Annotated in this window: 12 protein-coding genes; 5 read left to right on the forward strand and 7 right to left on the reverse strand. The window is 70.1% G+C overall.

Features of this window, described 5'->3' with window-relative positions; all coding sequences use genetic code 11:
- Positions 1 to 4 precede the first annotated feature (4 nt).
- Complete coding sequence (locus OG194_RS19210) at positions 5 to 1,441, reverse strand: CoA transferase (protein WP_327402058.1); 1,437 nt, start codon at positions 1,439 to 1,441, stop codon at positions 5 to 7.
- Positions 1,442 to 1,604: 163 nt separating this feature from the next.
- Between OG194_RS19210 and OG194_RS19215 the strand changes: the two genes are divergently transcribed.
- The gene (locus OG194_RS19215) at positions 1,605 to 2,339 is read left to right on the forward strand and encodes a hypothetical protein (protein WP_327402059.1); all 735 of its coding nucleotides are present in this window, start codon (positions 1,605 to 1,607) and stop codon (positions 2,337 to 2,339) included.
- Between the two features lie 3 nt (positions 2,340 to 2,342).
- On the forward strand, positions 2,343 to 3,020 hold the full coding sequence (locus tag OG194_RS19220) for a formylglycine-generating enzyme family protein (protein ID WP_327402060.1): 678 nt from the start codon (positions 2,343 to 2,345) through the stop codon (positions 3,018 to 3,020).
- A gap of 28 nt (positions 3,021 to 3,048) precedes the next feature.
- Here OG194_RS19220 and OG194_RS19225 read toward each other — a convergent pair whose 3' ends face one another.
- Both OG194_RS19225 and OG194_RS19230 read right to left on the reverse strand, forming a co-directional pair.
- Positions 3,049 to 4,293 carry an NAD(P)-binding domain-containing protein gene (locus OG194_RS19225; RefSeq protein ID WP_327402061.1) on the reverse strand — a complete coding sequence of 415 codons (1,245 nt, stop codon included), beginning with the start codon at positions 4,291 to 4,293 and terminating at the stop codon, positions 3,049 to 3,051.
- A gap of 92 nt (positions 4,294 to 4,385) precedes the next feature.
- Positions 4,386 to 5,657, reverse strand: a complete 1,272-nt coding sequence (locus tag OG194_RS19230; RefSeq protein WP_327402062.1) for a carboxylate--amine ligase — start codon at positions 5,655 to 5,657, stop codon at positions 4,386 to 4,388.
- 196 nt (positions 5,658 to 5,853) lie between these two features.
- On the opposite strand from OG194_RS19230, the gene fahA reads away from it, so the two are divergent.
- Positions 5,854 to 7,068 (forward strand): fumarylacetoacetase, encoded by a 1,215-nt coding sequence (gene fahA / locus OG194_RS19235; protein WP_327402063.1) that lies wholly within the window; start codon positions 5,854 to 5,856, stop codon positions 7,066 to 7,068.
- 231 nt (positions 7,069 to 7,299) lie between these two features.
- A complete protein-coding gene (locus tag OG194_RS19240; RefSeq protein ID WP_327402064.1) occupies positions 7,300 to 8,238 on the forward strand; it encodes a M56 family metallopeptidase in 939 nt (312 codons plus the stop codon).
- Between the two features lie 550 nt (positions 8,239 to 8,788).
- Here OG194_RS19240 and recQ read toward each other — a convergent pair.
- A complete protein-coding gene (recQ, locus tag OG194_RS19245; RefSeq protein ID WP_327402065.1) occupies positions 8,789 to 10,870 on the reverse strand; it encodes a DNA helicase RecQ in 2,082 nt (693 codons plus the stop codon).
- 255 nt (positions 10,871 to 11,125) lie between these two features.
- On the opposite strand from recQ, the gene OG194_RS19250 reads away from it, so the two are divergent.
- Positions 11,126 to 11,692, forward strand: coding sequence for a hypothetical protein (locus OG194_RS19250; protein WP_327402066.1), 567 nt, complete (start codon positions 11,126 to 11,128; stop codon positions 11,690 to 11,692).
- 72 nt (positions 11,693 to 11,764) lie between these two features.
- Here the strand turns inward: OG194_RS19250 and nuoN are convergent, their stop codons facing one another.
- The 3 genes from nuoN to nuoL are packed head-to-tail and all read right to left on the reverse strand — an operon-like array spanning position 11,765 to position 16,892.
- Positions 11,765 to 13,423, reverse strand: coding sequence for an NADH-quinone oxidoreductase subunit NuoN (gene nuoN / locus OG194_RS19255; RefSeq protein ID WP_327402067.1), 1,659 nt, complete (start codon positions 13,421 to 13,423; stop codon positions 11,765 to 11,767).
- Entirely contained in the window at positions 13,420 to 14,991 is a 1,572-nt protein-coding gene (locus tag OG194_RS19260) for an NADH-quinone oxidoreductase subunit M (protein WP_327402068.1), read from the reverse strand. The genes nuoN and OG194_RS19260 overlap by 4 nt, the downstream gene beginning before the upstream one ends.
- Positions 14,992 to 14,996: 5 nt before the next feature.
- Positions 14,997 to 16,892, reverse strand: a complete 1,896-nt coding sequence (gene nuoL, locus OG194_RS19265) for an NADH-quinone oxidoreductase subunit L (protein WP_019061205.1) — start codon at positions 16,890 to 16,892, stop codon at positions 14,997 to 14,999.
- Positions 16,893 to 16,902 lie beyond the last annotated feature (10 nt).

The following is a 16,902-nucleotide window of genomic DNA, read 5'->3' on the forward strand; positions in this document are numbered from 1 at the left end:
GGGCTCACCGCCACTGGGGGCTGCTCGAACCGCGTGGCACCAGCGCGGGCTCCGGCCAGGCGGGCGGAGTCCGGCCGAACTCGACCTGCGGCGCGGGGAAGTGCAGGGCGCCCAGCGGGGTGTCCGCGTCGAACGCCTTCGGCTCCCGCAGGCTGTGTTCCTCGTCGCTGCCGGCCAGCGCCGGGTCGACCAGCCCCAGGGTCAGATACCACATGGCGTTGCGGGTCAGGTTCACCGTCACATGCCAACTCCCGCCCACAGTCGCCTGTTTGACCAGGCCGGCGGTGGCGCCGACGGCCCCCATGTAGCCGGTGACGAAGTCATTGATCATGCCGGTGACGGGCAGCTTCGGTTCCTGCTCGGACCCGGCTGCCGCCATGAGGCCGGAGGCGGCGGAACCGTTCATGTCGAAACCGCCGCGGGCGGACCACGGCCCCTGGGAGCCGTAACAGGTGACCGACACCTGCACCAGGCCGGGGTGGCGCTCGGCGAGTTCCTCCGGGGCGAGCCCGAGCCGTTCGAGCTTGTCGCCGCGGTGGTTGTTGACCACGACGTCGGCCTCGGCCAGCAGTTCCTCGGCCAGCCGCCTGCCGTTCTCCGAGTTCAGGTCCAGCAGCGTGCTGCGCGATCCGATGTTGGCCTGGGTGTAGATGAAGGCGTGCTCGTAGTCGTTGGCCCGGGTCGCGCACAGGACGTCGGCGCCCTGCTCCGCCATCGTCCGGCCGACGGTCGGACCCGCCACCGCGTGCGTGAACGACAGCACCTTGACCCCGTCCAGGGGGCGGTCGGAGGCGGAGAATTTCTTCACGGGGGCCGGGCCGATCCGCTCCAGCCCGACGACCGGCTGCGAAGCCAGCAGCGCACCCTGCGGATGTGCCGCCCACTCCTGCGCGGTGCGCGCCACGCACAGGGGCAGGTCAACAGCGTTGGCCGCCTCTTCCAGTTCGAACGCGTCCCACTTCGCGAACGCCGCGGCGACCTTGTCCCGGTCCGGCGGAACGTCCAGGAAGCGGCACCACTTCGCCGCCAGATGCGGATAGACACCCGACGCCATGACGGTCCGCCCGTCCCGGGTGCGGTAACTGTCGAGCAGGAACGGGTTGTCGAAGATCAGCGAGTGCTCGGGCAGCTCACCGGCCAGCGTCGGATGCCAGAAGGCGTGCGGGGTGACATGGTGGATGGCCTGCCGCAGGTCCAGACGCAGGTCCTGTCCGACGCCCGACCGGATGCGGTGCAGCGCCGCCGCACCCACCGCCGCGGCCATCATCGGGATACCGATGGCGGCACCCAGCCGAATCCGATCGGGCACGATCGGGTCCTGGCCCGCGAACGTCACCTCACCGCCGGTGTCAGCCGTGGAAAGACCCAACGGCGCCAGAAGCTCCTCCAGACACACCACCGGATCGAACCCGTCCCGCTCCTCCGCCGCAGAGAAACCCATCTCACGCCCACCTCCGCTCGCCGTCCCCCGCGGCTCAAGGATGGGCACTGGCACGCAAGCACCAGGAAATCCGACGGGAAGCAGCCGAAACCGCATCCTCCGCGACGGAAAACAGCCACGCACCCACACACCCGCATGGCCCCTCGGAATGCATCATCGAGGCATGTTCACCCCCGAACAACGCGACCGCACCCGCGCCCGACTCCTCGCCCGCGCCGAGTCCGACGACTCGATCACCGGCTTCGCCCACACCGGCTCGCACGCCACCGGCACCGGCGACCGCTGGTCGGACACGGACATCGTGCTGGCGGTCGACGGTGACATCGCCGAGACGGTGAACCGGTGGACGGCGTGGATCTACTGCGAGTTCGACACCCGGCACCACTGGGACCTGCCGGTGCCGGGTGCGAGCGTCGTCCGGCTGTTCCTGCTGCCCGGCTGGGTGGAGCTGGACATCACCTTCGCCCCGGAGACGGAGTTCGGCGCCCGGGGTCCAGCCTGGCAAACACTCTTCGGCACCCCGCACGCCCAGCCGCCGTTCCCCCCGCCCGACCGCAACACCGTGATCGGCTTCGCCTGGCACCACGCCCTGCACGCCCACATCTGCCTTGAACGGGGCCGCAGTTGGCAAGCAGCACACTGGATCAACGCCCTGCGCGACCAACTGATCACCCTGGCCTGCCTACGCCTCGACCTCCCCACCGCCTACTCGAAGGGCGCCCACCTGCTCCCGGACGAAATCACCGCCCCACTGGAATCCACCCTCATCCGCTCCCTCACGGCCCCCGAACTCCGCCGCGCGCTCACCGCGACAATCACCGCCACGGCAGCGGAACTCGACCACTCCGACCCCGAACTCGCCACCCGCATACGCCCGATGCTCACGGAGCTGACCTGACGCATGGCCACGCCCTCACACATCGACCTCACTCCGATCCCACCCGGCCAGGTCACCCTCACCGACCGCCGCACGCAACGCAGTTGGACGGTCGACCTCGCCCCCTTCCACCTCGGCACCCTCCCCGTCACCCAGGAGCAGTACGCCCAGGTCACCGGCGAACACCCGAGCACCGCACAGGGCAGCGGCCACCTCCCCGTGGAGACCGTGTCGTGGCGGGAGGCGGTCCTCTTCTGCAACTCCCTGTCCCAGCAAGAAGAGTTGACCCCGGCGTACGACTTCGACGCCGAAGGCGAACCCCTCCTACGGGGACCCTCGACCGACGGCTACCGCCTCCCCACCGAAGCCGAGTGGGAGTACGCGTGCCGGGCGGGGACGAGCGGCCCCCGCTACGGCCCCCTCGACGACATCGCCTGGCACCGCGGCAACTCCGACGAACGCCCCCACGAACCGGGCGCCCGACTCCCCAACCCGTGGGGCCTGCACGACATGCTGGGCAACGTGTGGGAGTGGTGCTGGGACCTCTACGACCCCGAGGTCTACGGCACGTACCGCGTCCTGCGCGGCGGCGGGTGGTTCGACGAGCACTGGAGCTGCCGCGCCTCCGTACGCCGCCGAAGCCACCCGACGTTCCGGGTGGACGACGTGGGCTTCCGCGTCGCCCGGTCCGTCACGAGCTGAGCCCCCGTCGCAACCACCCGGTCGCCAACTACCCGTGCGCTGCCGCCAGATGCTTCACCAACCTCGGCGACGCGAACTCCGTCCCGCACACGAACCGCATCACCGGCCCGTACGACGACGCCGACGGAAGCCCCGTGAAGTACACGCCCGGCACGGACGACACATACCCGGCGCCGAGTTTCGGCGTGCCCCGGCTCACCGCCAGCTGGGTGCGCAGCTCGTGCCCGAGGAAGTCCATCGCCGCGATGTCGACCCGGTAGCCCGTCGCGGATATGACGTGATCGGCGGTGAGTTGCTGCGTGCTCCCGCCCGGCGTCGCGACGGTGAGCACCGGGCCGCCGTTCGCCGCGCCCGCGCCGCCTGCCGCCTCCGCCCGTACGATCCGCTCGACCTCGCTGACCTGTACCTTCCCCTCGAACCGCTCGCGCAGCCACCACGCCCCGAGCGGCCCGAGCACCCGGCGGACCAGGTAGTGCCGGGTCTGCTCGGGGAGGTGGCGGTACGGCTGGGGGTGGTAACTCAGCGCCCACAGCGACCACGCCCGCCCGAACGGCGACTCGGGGCGCAGCTTCGGCTGCTTCCACGGGGGTGCGCCGAAGGCGACCCGGCCGTGCCCGCGCGAGACGATCCGCACGTTCGCACCCGCCTCCGCCGCCAACACCGCAGTCTCCAGGGCGGATTGACCGGCGCCGACGACGATCAGCTCCTTGCCCTTGAACGCGCTCAGGTCGTGGTGCTGGGAACTGTGCGAGACGGGACCGGTGGGCGCGGGCCCGTCGACCGCCGCGGCGGCCAACTCCGGCGGGAGGTGGGCCAGTCCGTACAGCCCGGTCGCGACCACGACCGCCCTCGCCGTGAACAACTCCCCCGAGTCCAGCTTGAGTTCGAAGCCGCCGCCCTTGCCACGGTCCCCGTTCCGATCCGCTTTCCGGTCGACGGAGACGACTCGCACCCGCTCCAGCTCGGGCACCAGCTTCTGCTGGAACCACTCGCCGTAGGCGATGAAGGTCTCCACGGGGATGATGTCCTCGTCGGTGACCAGGCGGGGGATGCCGGCCGCGTCGCAGTAGTCGACGAGGTTGTGGCCTGGCTGCGGGGCGTCGAGGCTGGAGGCGGCCGGAGTCGACTTCAGGAGCATCCCGGCGGGCATGTGGTCACGCCAACTGACCATGGGCTCGCCGAAGACACGGACCGGAATGCCACGCGCCCGCAGATGCGCGGCGGTGGACAGGCCGAACGGCCCGGCGCCGATGACTGCTACCGGTTGAATCACGAAGTCCCTCCCCAGGACGTCAATTCGTCACTTCGTGCTGGGGCCGCTGCTCGAACTCGCGTGCCCCTTGCGCTACTTGCTCACTGCTGGAGTTACTGCTTGCCGCTACTGGTGCTGCTGCCACGCCGGTTGGTGCGCCACAGTTGATACAGATGCTTCGCGCCCGGCCGCACGAAGCGGGCCAGCATCGTGAAGAACGGCCGCAGGTCGTCACCCGCGAGCCAGGCCAGCTCCGTCCCGCTCGCCCGCGCCGGTGCGTGCGGCGTCGTATAGCCGCTGCGGCGGTAGGCGAGGAGGGCGGGCAGGTCGATGTTCTCCACGATGTACCGGTGGCCGGCGCGCTGCTCCCCCTCCGGGACGGAGCGGCCGGTCAGGTCGAGGTGCATGGCGCGGACCACGTCCACCCCCGACTCGTTCTCGAAGAGCCGGAACTGGGCGCCCATGCGGGGGTTGAAGTCGAGCAGTTTGTACTGACCGTCGCGCCGGTCGAAGCGCAGGTCGAGGTCGATGATTCCGGTGAAGCCGATCTGTTTGATGAAACGTGCGGCGAGGTCCGCGAGTTCCGGATTGTCCACGACATACGCATTTGCCGTCATGCCCGCGTGCGGCGGCCAGGAGCGCACCTTCACGCCGGTGAACATGGCGAGCGGGGTCGAGTCCTGGTCGAAGTACGCGTGCACGATCCAGTCCTCGGCGTCCTCCCTCGGCAGATACTCCTGGAGGATCACCCCGGGGTGCTCGCCCCAGTCCCGGGCGAGCGTGAGCAGCCCCTCGCGGGTCGCGATCCTCGTCGTCCCGTTGACGGCCGGCCGGGAGCGCCGTACGAATGCCTCCCTGTTCTTGGCCACGATCGGGAAGCGGGCCTTCTCGGCGAAGTCGACGATGTCGTCGTACGACTGCGGGAAGGCCGCCGCGGGGCTGGGGATGCCGTGTTCCACACAGAGTTCGTGCAGCCCCTGCTTGCTCGCGAGGCGACGCGGCAACTTCGGTTCCACACGCGGGAAGAGGAAGCGGGAACCGAGCACGTCCTGGTGCTCGGCGATCAGGACGGCGGCCTCCTCGTCGGTGGGGATGAGGACGGCGGGCCGGCCGATACGGCGCCCGACGCGCAGCAGACCCTCCACCAGTCGACCGGGTTCCTCCGTGCCGGTCGTCGGCCACACGAACGCGCGCTCCAGATAACGGGACGCGGCCGCCGGCGTGTAACGGTCCTCCGTGATCGCATACATCGGCACGCCGAGGCGCCCCAGACTCCGGATCGCACCCACCCCGCCGTGATGCAGTGGATAGTGGCCGAACTTCACGATCAGGCCCGGCACTTCGCGGTCCGCCTCGAAAGGCACACTGCTGGTGCGCTTGGCCACGGGTCCCCCCACGTGTCCCCCCTACGGACCGGACCCACCCCGTCCGTGTCCCCCAAAGGACGCTAAGCCGGAATTGCCGCTTCCGACAAGACCTATTCGGACATTGCGAACTCTTTAGACACTGCCGGTTCCCGCAACTCACCCGTAACGTGTGGCGCGGCCACATGCGAGTACGTACGAGAGTGAGGCAGCACCCGTGCCCCCCTTCGATCTTCCCGAGGGCGACCCCTTCGGCCCGCACAACCTTCCCTACGGCGTCTTCTCGCCCGTCGGCTCGGCCGAACGGACCGTCGGCGTCCGGCTCGGCGACCACGTGCTCGACGCGGGCGCGGCAGCGGAGGCACTCGGCTCGCCGTACGTCTCCCTCCTCGCGCACCCCACCCTCGACCCGCTGCTCGCCGCGGGCCACACGGCCTGGTCGGACGTCCGGCGCGCGCTGACCGCGTGGGTGACGGTCCCGTCCCACCAGGACACGATCGCCCCGTACTTCCACCCGCTCTCGTCGGTGACCCTGCACCTCCCCTTCGAGGTCGCGGACTACGTCGACTTCTACGCCTCCGAGAACCACGCCCGGAACGTCGGCCGCATCTTCCGCCCCGACGCCCCCGACTCCCTGACCCCCAACTGGAAGCACCTGCCGATCGGTTACCACGGCCGCGCCGGCACGATCGTGGTCTCGGGCACGGATGTCGTACGACCGTCCGGCCAGCGCAAGTCCCCGGCCGACCCCGCGCCGGTCTTCGGCCCGTCGGTCCGCCTGGACATCGAGGCGGAGGTCGGCTTCGTGGTCGGCGCGCCGTCGACGATGGGCAGGCCGGTGCCGCTCGCCGACTTCCGCGAACACGTCTTCGGCCTGTGCCTCCTCAACGACTGGTCGGCCCGCGACATCCAGGCCTGGGAGTACGTCCCCCTCGGCCCGTTCCTCGGCAAGTCCTTCGCCACGTCGGTGTCGGCGTGGATCACCCCGCTGGACGCGCTGGAGGAGTCGCGAGCAACCCCGCCGGAGCGCACCCACGACCTCCTCCCCTACCTGGACGACTCGGCCGAGGAACCCGGCGGCTACGACCTCCGCATCACCGTCGCGATCAACGGCCACACGGTGTCCGAGCCGCCGTTCTCCACCATGTACTGGACGGCCGCCCAGCAACTCGCCCAGATGACGGCCAACGGCGCCTCCCTCCGCACCGGCGACCTCTACGGCTCCGGCACGGTCAGCGGCCCGACGGAACGTGAGCGGGGTTCGCTCCTGGAACTGACCTGGAACGGCCGCGACCCCCTCGAACTCCCGGACGGCAAGCGGACGTTCCTGGAGGACGGGGATGTCGTGACCCTGTCGGCGTGGGCGCCGGGCGCGGACGGCACACGGGTGGGTCTGGGCGAGGTCACCGGGCGGATCGTGGCGCGGAGCTGAGACGCGAGGGGTGGCGCGGCCGGCGGGGCCTGCGGCGCGGGGGCCGGTGGGTGTGATGAGTCCGGTGGTCCCTGTACACCTGACTCCAGCCGCCCGTGCAGTCATACTGACGGCGGGCGGCACACACGTCGTGTCCCCGCCCTCGGGTACAGCCGCACCCGCGCCTGCTGTTCGTTGCGTTCCTCCCGTTCCTTCTGTTCGTTCCGCTGACCAGGATCCGGAGCCCATGGCATGACTGTCTGCCTGCTCCTGCTGAGCGTCGTCGCCCTCTCGGCCGCCGTACCGGCTCCGCGCGCGCTGACCCGGGCGCTGTGGCCCGAACGGGAACCCGTGATCGGCCTGTGGGTGTGGCAGTGCCTGGTCGCCACGGTCCTGCTGTGCTGCCTGGCCGCCCTCGTCCTGGGCGCCGCCGCCGTCTTCCACACCGTCCGTGACCATGTCTTCGCCCCCGCTCCCCCGGCCGTCACTGCGGCCTACGACCTCTCCGCCGCCCCCGTCTGGGCGGTCGCCCTCACGCTGTCACTGGCCTGCGGCGCCGCCTGGACCACCGCGATGCTGGCCCGCGAACTCGCCGAGGCCCGCCGTCGCAGAGGCCAGGCCCGCGCCCACCTCCGCGAACGCGCCCCCGACCTACCGGCGGGCCTGCCCCCGGCGCGCGGCCCCTTGCTCGTCCTGGAGGACGAGTACCCGGACGCCTGGTGGATGCCCGGCCACCCGCCCCAACTCGTGGTCACCACAGGCGCGTTGCACCGCCTCACCGGTCACCAGCTCGACGCGGTCCTCACCCACGAACGCGGCCACGCCCGCGCCCACCACGACTGGCTCCTGCACCTCTCGACCGCACTGGCCTCGGGCTTCCCGCACGTCCCCCTGTTCGCCCACTTCTGCGACCAGACCCACCGCCTGGTCGAGTTGGCCGCCGACGACACGGCCTCCCGCCAATGCGGCCACCTGACAACGGCGTTGGCCCTGATCGAGCTCAACAACCACCGAGGCGTCCTCTCCTGCGCCTCCAGCCACCGCCTCCTCGGCGAACGCGTCAACCGCCTCCTGGACCCCCACCCGAGGCTGGGCCGCCGTCACCGCGCCCTGACGACGACGGTGGCGACCCTGGTCCCGCTGCTGCCCCTGCTGATCGTCTTCGCACCGGGACTTACGGCCTTGGGCTGAGGAACCCGGGCTCACGGTCCTGGGCCGAGCGCCAAACGCCCACAGCCCTGGGGCCGCCGGCCGTAGCGGGCTCCCTGCACCCCGGGCCCGAGAACCTGGGCTCACGGTCCTGCGGCGGCGCACCCGGGCCGGCGGCACTGGGTAGGTGGCCCCGGGGCAACGATCGGCGTGGCTGACCGCAGTCGGCCGACGGCACAGGGCAGACGGCAGCGACCCGACAGCGGTGTCCGGCGGCAACGGCCGGCACCGCCGACCTGACGACAACGGCCCGACCTCAGCGACTGACGGCAACGGCAGGCAGCCCCGGCCTCACGGCAGCGGGCCGGCGCTCCCACCCGACGCACTCGCCCAACGGGACGGCCCGACAGCACCCACCCGAACGCACTGAGCTACGGCCCCGGCGCTGCGGGGCCTGATCCGAGGAGCCTGGCCCGAGGAGCCTGGGCTCACGGCCCTGCGCTGACGCCCCCAGCCTGACCGCCCTGGGCCGAGGACCCTACCGGGGACTACCCACGCCCCTGTCCGGGCCCCAACACCCCAGTCCCGCCCCCTACATCCAGTCCTCGGGCTCCGGCTCCTCATCCATCTCCGGCCAGTAATCCGCACCCGGGTCAACATCCTTCGCCGCCCGACCCGACGCGGTTGCCGGCGCCTTTGCCCGCGCAGGTGCCGGTGCAGAGGCCGGCGCCGGCGCTTCCACCGCAGCCGGAGCCGGAGCCGGAGCCACGGCCGGAGCCTCACCCAGCCCCGCCAGCACCCCGATCACGCCCTCCCCGTACGTCGCCAGCTTCTTCTCGCCGACGCCGCTGATCTCGCCGAGCTGCGCCACCGACGTCGGCCAGATCGTCGTGATCTCCCGGAGCGTGGCGTCGTGGAAGATGACGTACGCCGGAACCCCTTGCTCACGCGCCTGCTCCGCACGCCAGGCCCGCAGCGCTTCGAAGGCGGGCTGCAACGCCTCGGGCAACTCCACCGCCGCGGCCTTGGCCTTGCGCTCGCCCCGGCCCGAGGACGAGGACCCCGACCGCGAGGAGCCCGCAGGCTTCTTCGGTTCCTTGCGGAGCGGCACCTCGCGCTCGCGCCGCAGCACCGTGCCGCTCGCCTCGGTGAGCACCAGCGTGCCGTACTCCCCCTCGACCGCGAGCAGCCCCTGTGCCAGCAACTGCCGTACGACGCCCCGCCATTCACCCTCGGCCAGATCCTCGCCGATGCCGAACACGGACAGCTGGTCGTGGTCGAACTGGATCACCTTGGCCGACCGGCGCCCCATGAGGATGTCGACGATCTGCAGGGCTCCGAACTTCTGGCCCCGCTCCCGCTGGAGCCGCACCACCGTCGACAGCACCTTCTGCGCGGCGACCGTGCCGTCCCAGGTCTCGGGCGGGGTGAGGCAGGTGTCGCAGTTGCCGCAGCCCGCCGCGTCCGGGTCCTGCCCGAAGTAGGCGAGCAGTTGGCCACGCCGGCACTGCGCGGTCTCGCACAGCGCGAGCATCGCCTCCAGGTGAGAGGCGGCCCGGCGGCGGAACGCCTCGTCGCCCTCGCTGGACTGGATCATCTTGCGCTGTTGTATGACGTCGTTCAGGCCGTACGCCATCCACGCCGTGGAGGGCGATCCGTCACGCCCGGCACGACCCGTCTCCTGGTAGTAGCCCTCCACCGACTTGGGCAGGTCGAGGTGGGCGACGAACCGTACGTCCGGCTTGTCGATGCCCATGCCGAAGGCGATGGTCGCGACGACGATCAGGCCGTCCTCGCGCAGGAACCGGGACTGGTGTGCCGCGCGCGTGCCCGAGTCCAGGCCCGCGTGGTACGGCACCGCCTCGATGCCGTTGCGCGACAGGAACTCCGCCGTCGTGTCCACGGACTTGCGCGACAGGCAGTACACGATGCCCGCGTCGCCCGCGTGCTCCTCCCGCAGGAAGCTCAGCAGCTGCTTCTTGGGGTCGGCCTTCGGCACGATCCGGTACTGGATGTTGGGCCGGTCGAAGCTCGCCACGAAGTGCCGGGCGCTCGGCATGTTCAGCCGCTGGGTGATCTCCTTGTGCGTCGCGTCCGTGGCCGTCGCCGTGAGCGCGATCCGCGGGACGTCCGGCCACCGCTCGCCGAGCACCGAGAGGGACAGATAGTCGGGGCGGAAGTCGTGACCCCAGGACGACACACAGTGCGCCTCGTCGATCGCGAACACCGAGATCTTGCCGCGCGACAGCAGGTCCAGCGTGTTGTCGAGCCGCAGCCGCTCGGGCGCGAGATAGATCAGGTCCAGCTCGCCCGCCAGGAACTCCGCCTCGACCACACGCCGCTCGTCGAAGTCCTGCGTCGAGTTCATGAACCCGGCGCGCACCCCGAGCGCCCGCAGCGCGTCCACCTGGTCCTGCATCAGCGCGATCAGCGGCGAGACGACAACTCCCGTACCGGGTCTGACCAGGGACGGAATCTGGTAGCACAACGACTTGCCGCCGCCGGTCGGCATGAGGACGACGGCGTCTCCGCCCGCCACCACATGCTCGATGACCTCTTCCTGCTCGCCGCGGAAGCTGTCGTAGCCGAAGACGCGGTGGAGCGTGGCCAGCGCCTCGCTCTCGCCCTGTGCCGCCGGCGTCCGTACTTCGGTCGTCACAACCGTCCCGCCCATCCCGTGCATCGCTCGTCCCCCGTACGTCGTCCCTCGACCACTGCGTCCACGATAGGGCTCCGCGCTGACAGCGTCGGAGTTATCCACAGGCTGGTGGCGGTGACCGAATGTGGTCATTCGATTGGCTCCCGTCACATGGCGCGACGGACACGGCCGGAACATGCTGCTCGGGCGGGACCGCGGAGGCCCGCCACGCCCCGAACGGACGGCGCGCCGTGCGTGCGGACGCCTCCCGAAAGTCCAAGGAGCCCCGCCATGTCCCCTCGGTCCTCACGGTTCTCCCGGTCCCCTCGGTCCCTGCGGAGCGCCGTCACGACCGCGATCACGGTGGCGACGGCCGCGGCCTTCGCACTGACCGCCGCCCCGGCCCACGCGGCGCCCGACCCCGACCCGTCCGTGTGGACCGAGCTGAGCAGGACGACCCGGGCCACCGCCAAGTACGGGTACGAGGGGCTCGCGGCGAGCGGCGGATACGCCCGCACCGACACCTGCGTCGCCGACCCGGCCGAGGGCGGCATGGGCTACCACTACGTCAACCCGGCGAACATCGGCTCGGTCGATCCGCAGAAGCCGGCGGCCCTCGTGTACGCGGACGGGTTCACGAACGAGTACACGGGCACGTCCGGCGGCGACCCGCGCAAGCTGGTCGCGGTGGAGTGGGTCGTGAAGGACTCGGGCCAGGCCGCGCCGACGCTGTTCGGGCAGACCTTCCAGAAGGACCAGCTGCCCGGCTACTTCACCCTGCACGCCTGGCTCTACAAGCCCAACTCGGCGGGCGTGTTCGCCGCGTGGAACCCCGACGTCGTCTGCCCGACGGCCTGACCGCACCTACGCGAAGGCCCCGGCTCCCTCGAAGGGAACCGGGGCCTTGCGCATGGGCTCATCGGCCTGTGCTCAGCGCACGAACACCCCGGCCTGGTTGGCCAGGTGCAGGAAGTACTGCGGGGCCACACCGAGGACGAGCGTGGCCGCCACGGCCACCCCGATCGTCGCCATGGTCAGCGGGGACGGGACCGCGACGGTGGGACCGTCGGGCCTCGGCTCGCTGAAGAACATGAGCACGATCACGCGGATGTAGAAGAACGCCGCGATCGCCGAGGAGAGCACACCGACCACGACCAGCGGGGCCGCGCCGCCGGCCGCCGCCGCCTTGAACACGGCGAACTTCCCGGCGAAACCGGCCGTCAGCGGAATGCCCGCGAAGGACAGCAGGAACACCGCGAACACGGCCGCGACCAACGGCGACCTCCGCCCGAGCCCCGCCCACTTCGACAGGTGCGTCGCCTCGCCGCCGGCGTCCCGTACGAGGGTGACGACCGCGAACGCGCCGATCGTCACGAACGAGTAGGCACCCAGGTAGAAGAGGACGGACGAGACGCCGTCCCGGGTGGTCGCGATGACACCCGCGAGGATGAATCCCGCGTGCGCGATCGACGAGTACGCCAGCAGCCGCTTGATGTCGGTCTGGGTGATCGCGACGATCGCGCCGCCCAGCATCGTGATGATGGCCACGCCCCACATGACGGGCCGCCAGTCCCAGCGCAGGCCCGGCAGCACGACGTAGAGCAGCCGGAGCAGCGCTCCGAAGGCGGCCACCTTGGTCGCGGCCGCCATGAAGCCGGTGACCGGGGTCGGCGCGCCCTGGTAGACGTCGGGCGTCCACATGTGGAACGGGACCGCGCCCACCTTGAAGAGCAGCCCCATGACGATCATCGCGCCGCCGATGAGGAGCAGCGCGTCGTTGCCCATGGTGTCGGCGAGGGCCGGGTTGATGTTGGTGATGGAGCCGTCGACGACCTGCGCGATCGTGGAGTACGACATCGAGCCCGCGTAGCCGTAGAGCAGCGCGATGCCGAACAGGGTGAACGCGGAGGCGAAGGCACCCAGGAGGAAGTACTTGACCGCGGCCTCCTGCGACAGGAGCCGCTTGCGGCGGGCCAGTGCGCACAGGAGGTAGAGCGGGAGCGAGAAGACTTCCAGGGCGACGAACAGGGTCAACAGGTCGTTGGCCGACGGGAAGACGAGCATGCCGGCGACCGCGAAGAGCAGGAGCGGGAAGACCTCCGTGGTGGTGAACCCGGCCTTGACCGCCGCCTTCTCGCTGTCGCTGCCGGGCACGGACGCGCCCTGTGCGGCGAAGGAGTCGACGCGGTTGCCGTGCGCCTCGGGGTCGAGTCGGCGTTCCGCGAAGGTGAACAGGCCGACCAGTCCGGACAGCAGGATCACGCCCTGAAGGAACAGGGCCGGTCCGTCGACCGCGATCGCGCCCATCGCCGCGATGTGCGCCTTGGTGGTGCCGTAGCCGTCCGCCGCGAGCGCCACGACCGCCGCGAAGGCGGCACAGAGCGCTACGGCGGACACGAACACCTGGGCGTAGTAACGGGACTTGCGCGGGACGAACGCCTCGACCAGCACCCCGATGAGGGCCGCGCCGAGGATGATCAAGGTGGGCGACAATTGCCCGTACTCGATCTTCGGCGCGTCGATCTTCGAGATCGGGTCGGCCGCGGTTGCCGCCGTTGTCCACAGGCTGTGGACGGCTGTTGCGCTCACTTGGCCGCCTCCACCGAGGGCTTGGGATCCTTCTTGTGCACGTCGGACAAGGTCTGCTTGACCGACGGGTTAACGATGTCCGTGACGGGCTTCGGGTAGACGCCCAGGAAGATCAAGAGCACGATCAGCGGGGCGACGACCAGGAGTTCACGCGGGCGCAGGTCCGGCATCGAGGCGACCTCGGGCTTCACCGGGCCGGTCATCGTCCGCTGGTAGAGGACGAGGGTGTACAGCGCGGCGAGGACGATGCCGAAGGTCGCGATGATCCCGATCGCCGGGTAGCGCGAGAACGTGCCGACCAGGACCAGGAACTCGCTCACGAAGGGCGCGAGTCCCGGCAGCGACAGCGTGGCCAGACCGCCGATCAGGAAGGTGCCCGCGAGCACCGGGGCGACTTTCTGCACCCCTCCGTAGTCGGCGATCAGACGCGAGCCGCGCCGCGAGATCAGGAATCCGGCGACGAGCATCAACGCGGCCGTGGAAATACCGTGGTTGACCATGTAGAGCGTCGCGCCGGACTGGCCCTGGCTGGTCATCGCGAAAATGCCCAGCACGATGAACCCGAAGTGCGAGATCGACGCGTACGCCACCAGCCGCTTGATGTCCCGCTGTCCGACCGCGAGCAGCGCACCGTAGATGATGCTGATCACCGCGAGGACGAGGATCACGGGCGTGGCCCACTTGCTCGCGTTCGGGAACAGCTGGAGGCAGAAGCGGAGCATCGCGAAGGTGCCGACCTTGTCGACAACTGCCGTGATCAGTACGGCGACCGGCGTCGTCGCCTCGCCCATCGCGTTGGGCAGCCAGGTGTGCAGCGGCCACAGGGGTGCCTTCACCGCGAAGGCGAAGAAGAAGCCGAGGAACAGCCAGCGTTCGGTGTTGGTCGCCATGTGCAGCGTGCCGTTGGCCCGCGCCTGCGCGATCTCCGCGAGCGAGAAGTTCCCGGCCACTACGTAGAGGCCGATCACAGCCGCCAGCATGATGAGCCCGCCGACCAGGTTGTAGAGCAGGAACTTGACGGCGGCGTACGACCGTTGGGTGGCCGCCGCCTCGTCGCCGTGCTCGTGCGCGCTGTCCCCGAAGCCGCCGATGAGGAAGTACATCGGGATCAGCATGGCTTCGAAGAAGATGTAGAAGAGGAAGACGTCGGTGGCCTCGAAGGAGATGATCACCATCGCCTCCACCGCAAGGATGAGAGCGAAGAAGCCCTGGGTGGGCCGCCAGCGCTTGTTGCCCGTCTCCAGGGGGTCGGCGTCGTGCCAGCCCGCGAGGATGATGAACGGAATCAGCAGCGCCGTGAGCCCGATGAGCGCGACCGCGATGCCGTCCACACCCAGCTCGTAGCGGACCCCGAAGTCGGCGATCCAGGCGTGGGACTCGGTGAGTTGGTAGCGGTCGCCGCCCGGGTCGAAGCGCACCAGGATCGTGATGCCCAGCGCGAGCGTCGCCAGCGAGACGATCAGCGCCAGCCATTTCGCGGCGGTGCGCCGGGCGGCCGGGACGGCGGCCGTGGCCACCGCCCCGAGGGCCGGGAGCGCCGCCGTCGCTGTCAGGAGGGGAAAGGACATCGGTATCAGACCGCCCTCATCAGCAGGGTCGCGGCGACGAGGATGGCCGCACCGCCGAACATCGAGACCGCGTACGACCGCGCGTAGCCGTTCTGCAGCTTGCGCAGCCTTCCGGAGAGGCCGCCCATGGAGGCCGCCGTGCCGTTGACGACGCCGTCGACCAGGGTGTGGTCGACGTAGACCAGGGAGCGGGTGAGGTGCTCGCCGCCGCGCACCAGGACGACGTGGTTGAAGTCGTCCTGGAGGAGGTCGCGGCGGGCGGCCCGGGTGAGCAGCGACCCGCGCGGGGCGACGGCCGGGACCGGCTTGCGCCCGTACTGCGCCCAGGCGATCCCGACGCCGATGACCAGGACGACCATGGTGGCCAGGGTGACCGTCAGGGCGCTGACCGGGGAGTTGCCCTCCTCGTGGCCGGTGATGGGCTCCAGCCAGTGCAGGAAGCGGTCGCCGATGCCGAAGATGCCGCCGGCGAAGACCGATCCGAAGGCCAGCACGATCATCGGGATCGTCATCGTCTTCGGGGACTCGTGCGGGTGCGGCTCGTTGCCGTTCTCGTCGGGCTGCCAGCGCTTCTCGCCGAAGAACGTCATCAGCATCACGCGCGTCATGTAGAACGCCGTGATGGCCGCGCCCAGCAGGGCCGCGCCGCCGAGGATCCAGCCCTCGGTGCCGCCCTTCGCGAAGGCGGCCTCGATGATCTTGTCCTTGGAGAAGAAGCCGGACAGGCCCGGGAAGCCGATGATGGCGAGGTAGCCGAGGCCGAAGGTGATGAAGGTGACCGGCATGTACTTCCTGAGGCCGCCGTACTTCCTCATGTCGACCTCGTCGTTCATGCCGTGCATGACCGAACCGGCGCCGAGGAACAGCCCGGCCTTGAAGAAGCCGTGCGTCACCAGGTGCATGATCGCGAAGACGTAGCCGATGGGGCCGAGTCCCGCGGCGAGCACCATGTAGCCGATCTGCGACATGGTCGAGCCTGCGAGGGCCTTCTTGATGTCGTCCTTCGCGCAACCGACGATCGCACCGAACAGGAGCGTGACGGCTCCGACGACGGTGACGACGAGCTGTGCGTCCGGTGCGGCGTTGAAGATCGCTCCGGAGCGGACGATCAGGTACACGCCCGCGGTCACCATGGTCGCCGCGTGGATGAGGGCCGAGACCGGGGTCGGGCCCTCCATGGCGTCGCCGAGCCAGGACTGCAGCGGCACCTGGGCGGACTTGCCGCAGGCGGCGAGCAGCAGCATCAGGGCGATGCCCGTGAGCTTGCCCTCGGAGGCGTCACCGACGTGGCTGAGGACCGGGCCGAAGGCGAAGGTCCCGAACGTCGTGAACATCAGCATGATGGCGATCGACAGGCCCATGTCGCCGACCCGGTTGACCAGGAAGGCCTTCTTGGCGGCGGTGGCCGCGCTGGGCTTGTGCTGCCAGAAGCCGATCAGCAGGTAGGAGGCGAGACCGACGCCTTCCCAACCGACGTACAGCAGAAGGTAGTTGTCGGCGAGGACGAGGATCAGCATCGCCGCGAGGAACAGGTTCAGATAGCCGAAGAAGCGGCGCCGGCGCTCGTCGTGCTCCATGTACCCGACCGAGTACAGGTGGATCAGCGAGCCGACACCGGTGATCAGCAGGACGAAGGTCATCGACAACTGGTCGAGGCGGAAGGTGACGTCCGCCTGGAAGCCCTCGACGGGGACCCAGGTCCACAGGTGCTGCATGAGCGTCCGGTGCTCGGCGTTCTTCCCCAGCAGGTCGGTGAAGAGGACGACACCGATCACGAAGGAGGCGGACGACAGGATCGTGCCGATCCAGTGGCCGACGGCATCGAGCCGTCGGCCGCCGCACAGCAGGACGACCGCTCCGAGCAGAGGCGCCGCTACCAGCAGCGCAATCAGGTTCTCCACGATTCAGCGA

The sequence above is a fragment of the Streptomyces sp. NBC_01288 genome (genome assembly GCF_035982055.1).
Lineage (GTDB): Bacteria > Actinomycetota > Actinomycetes > Streptomycetales > Streptomycetaceae > Streptomyces.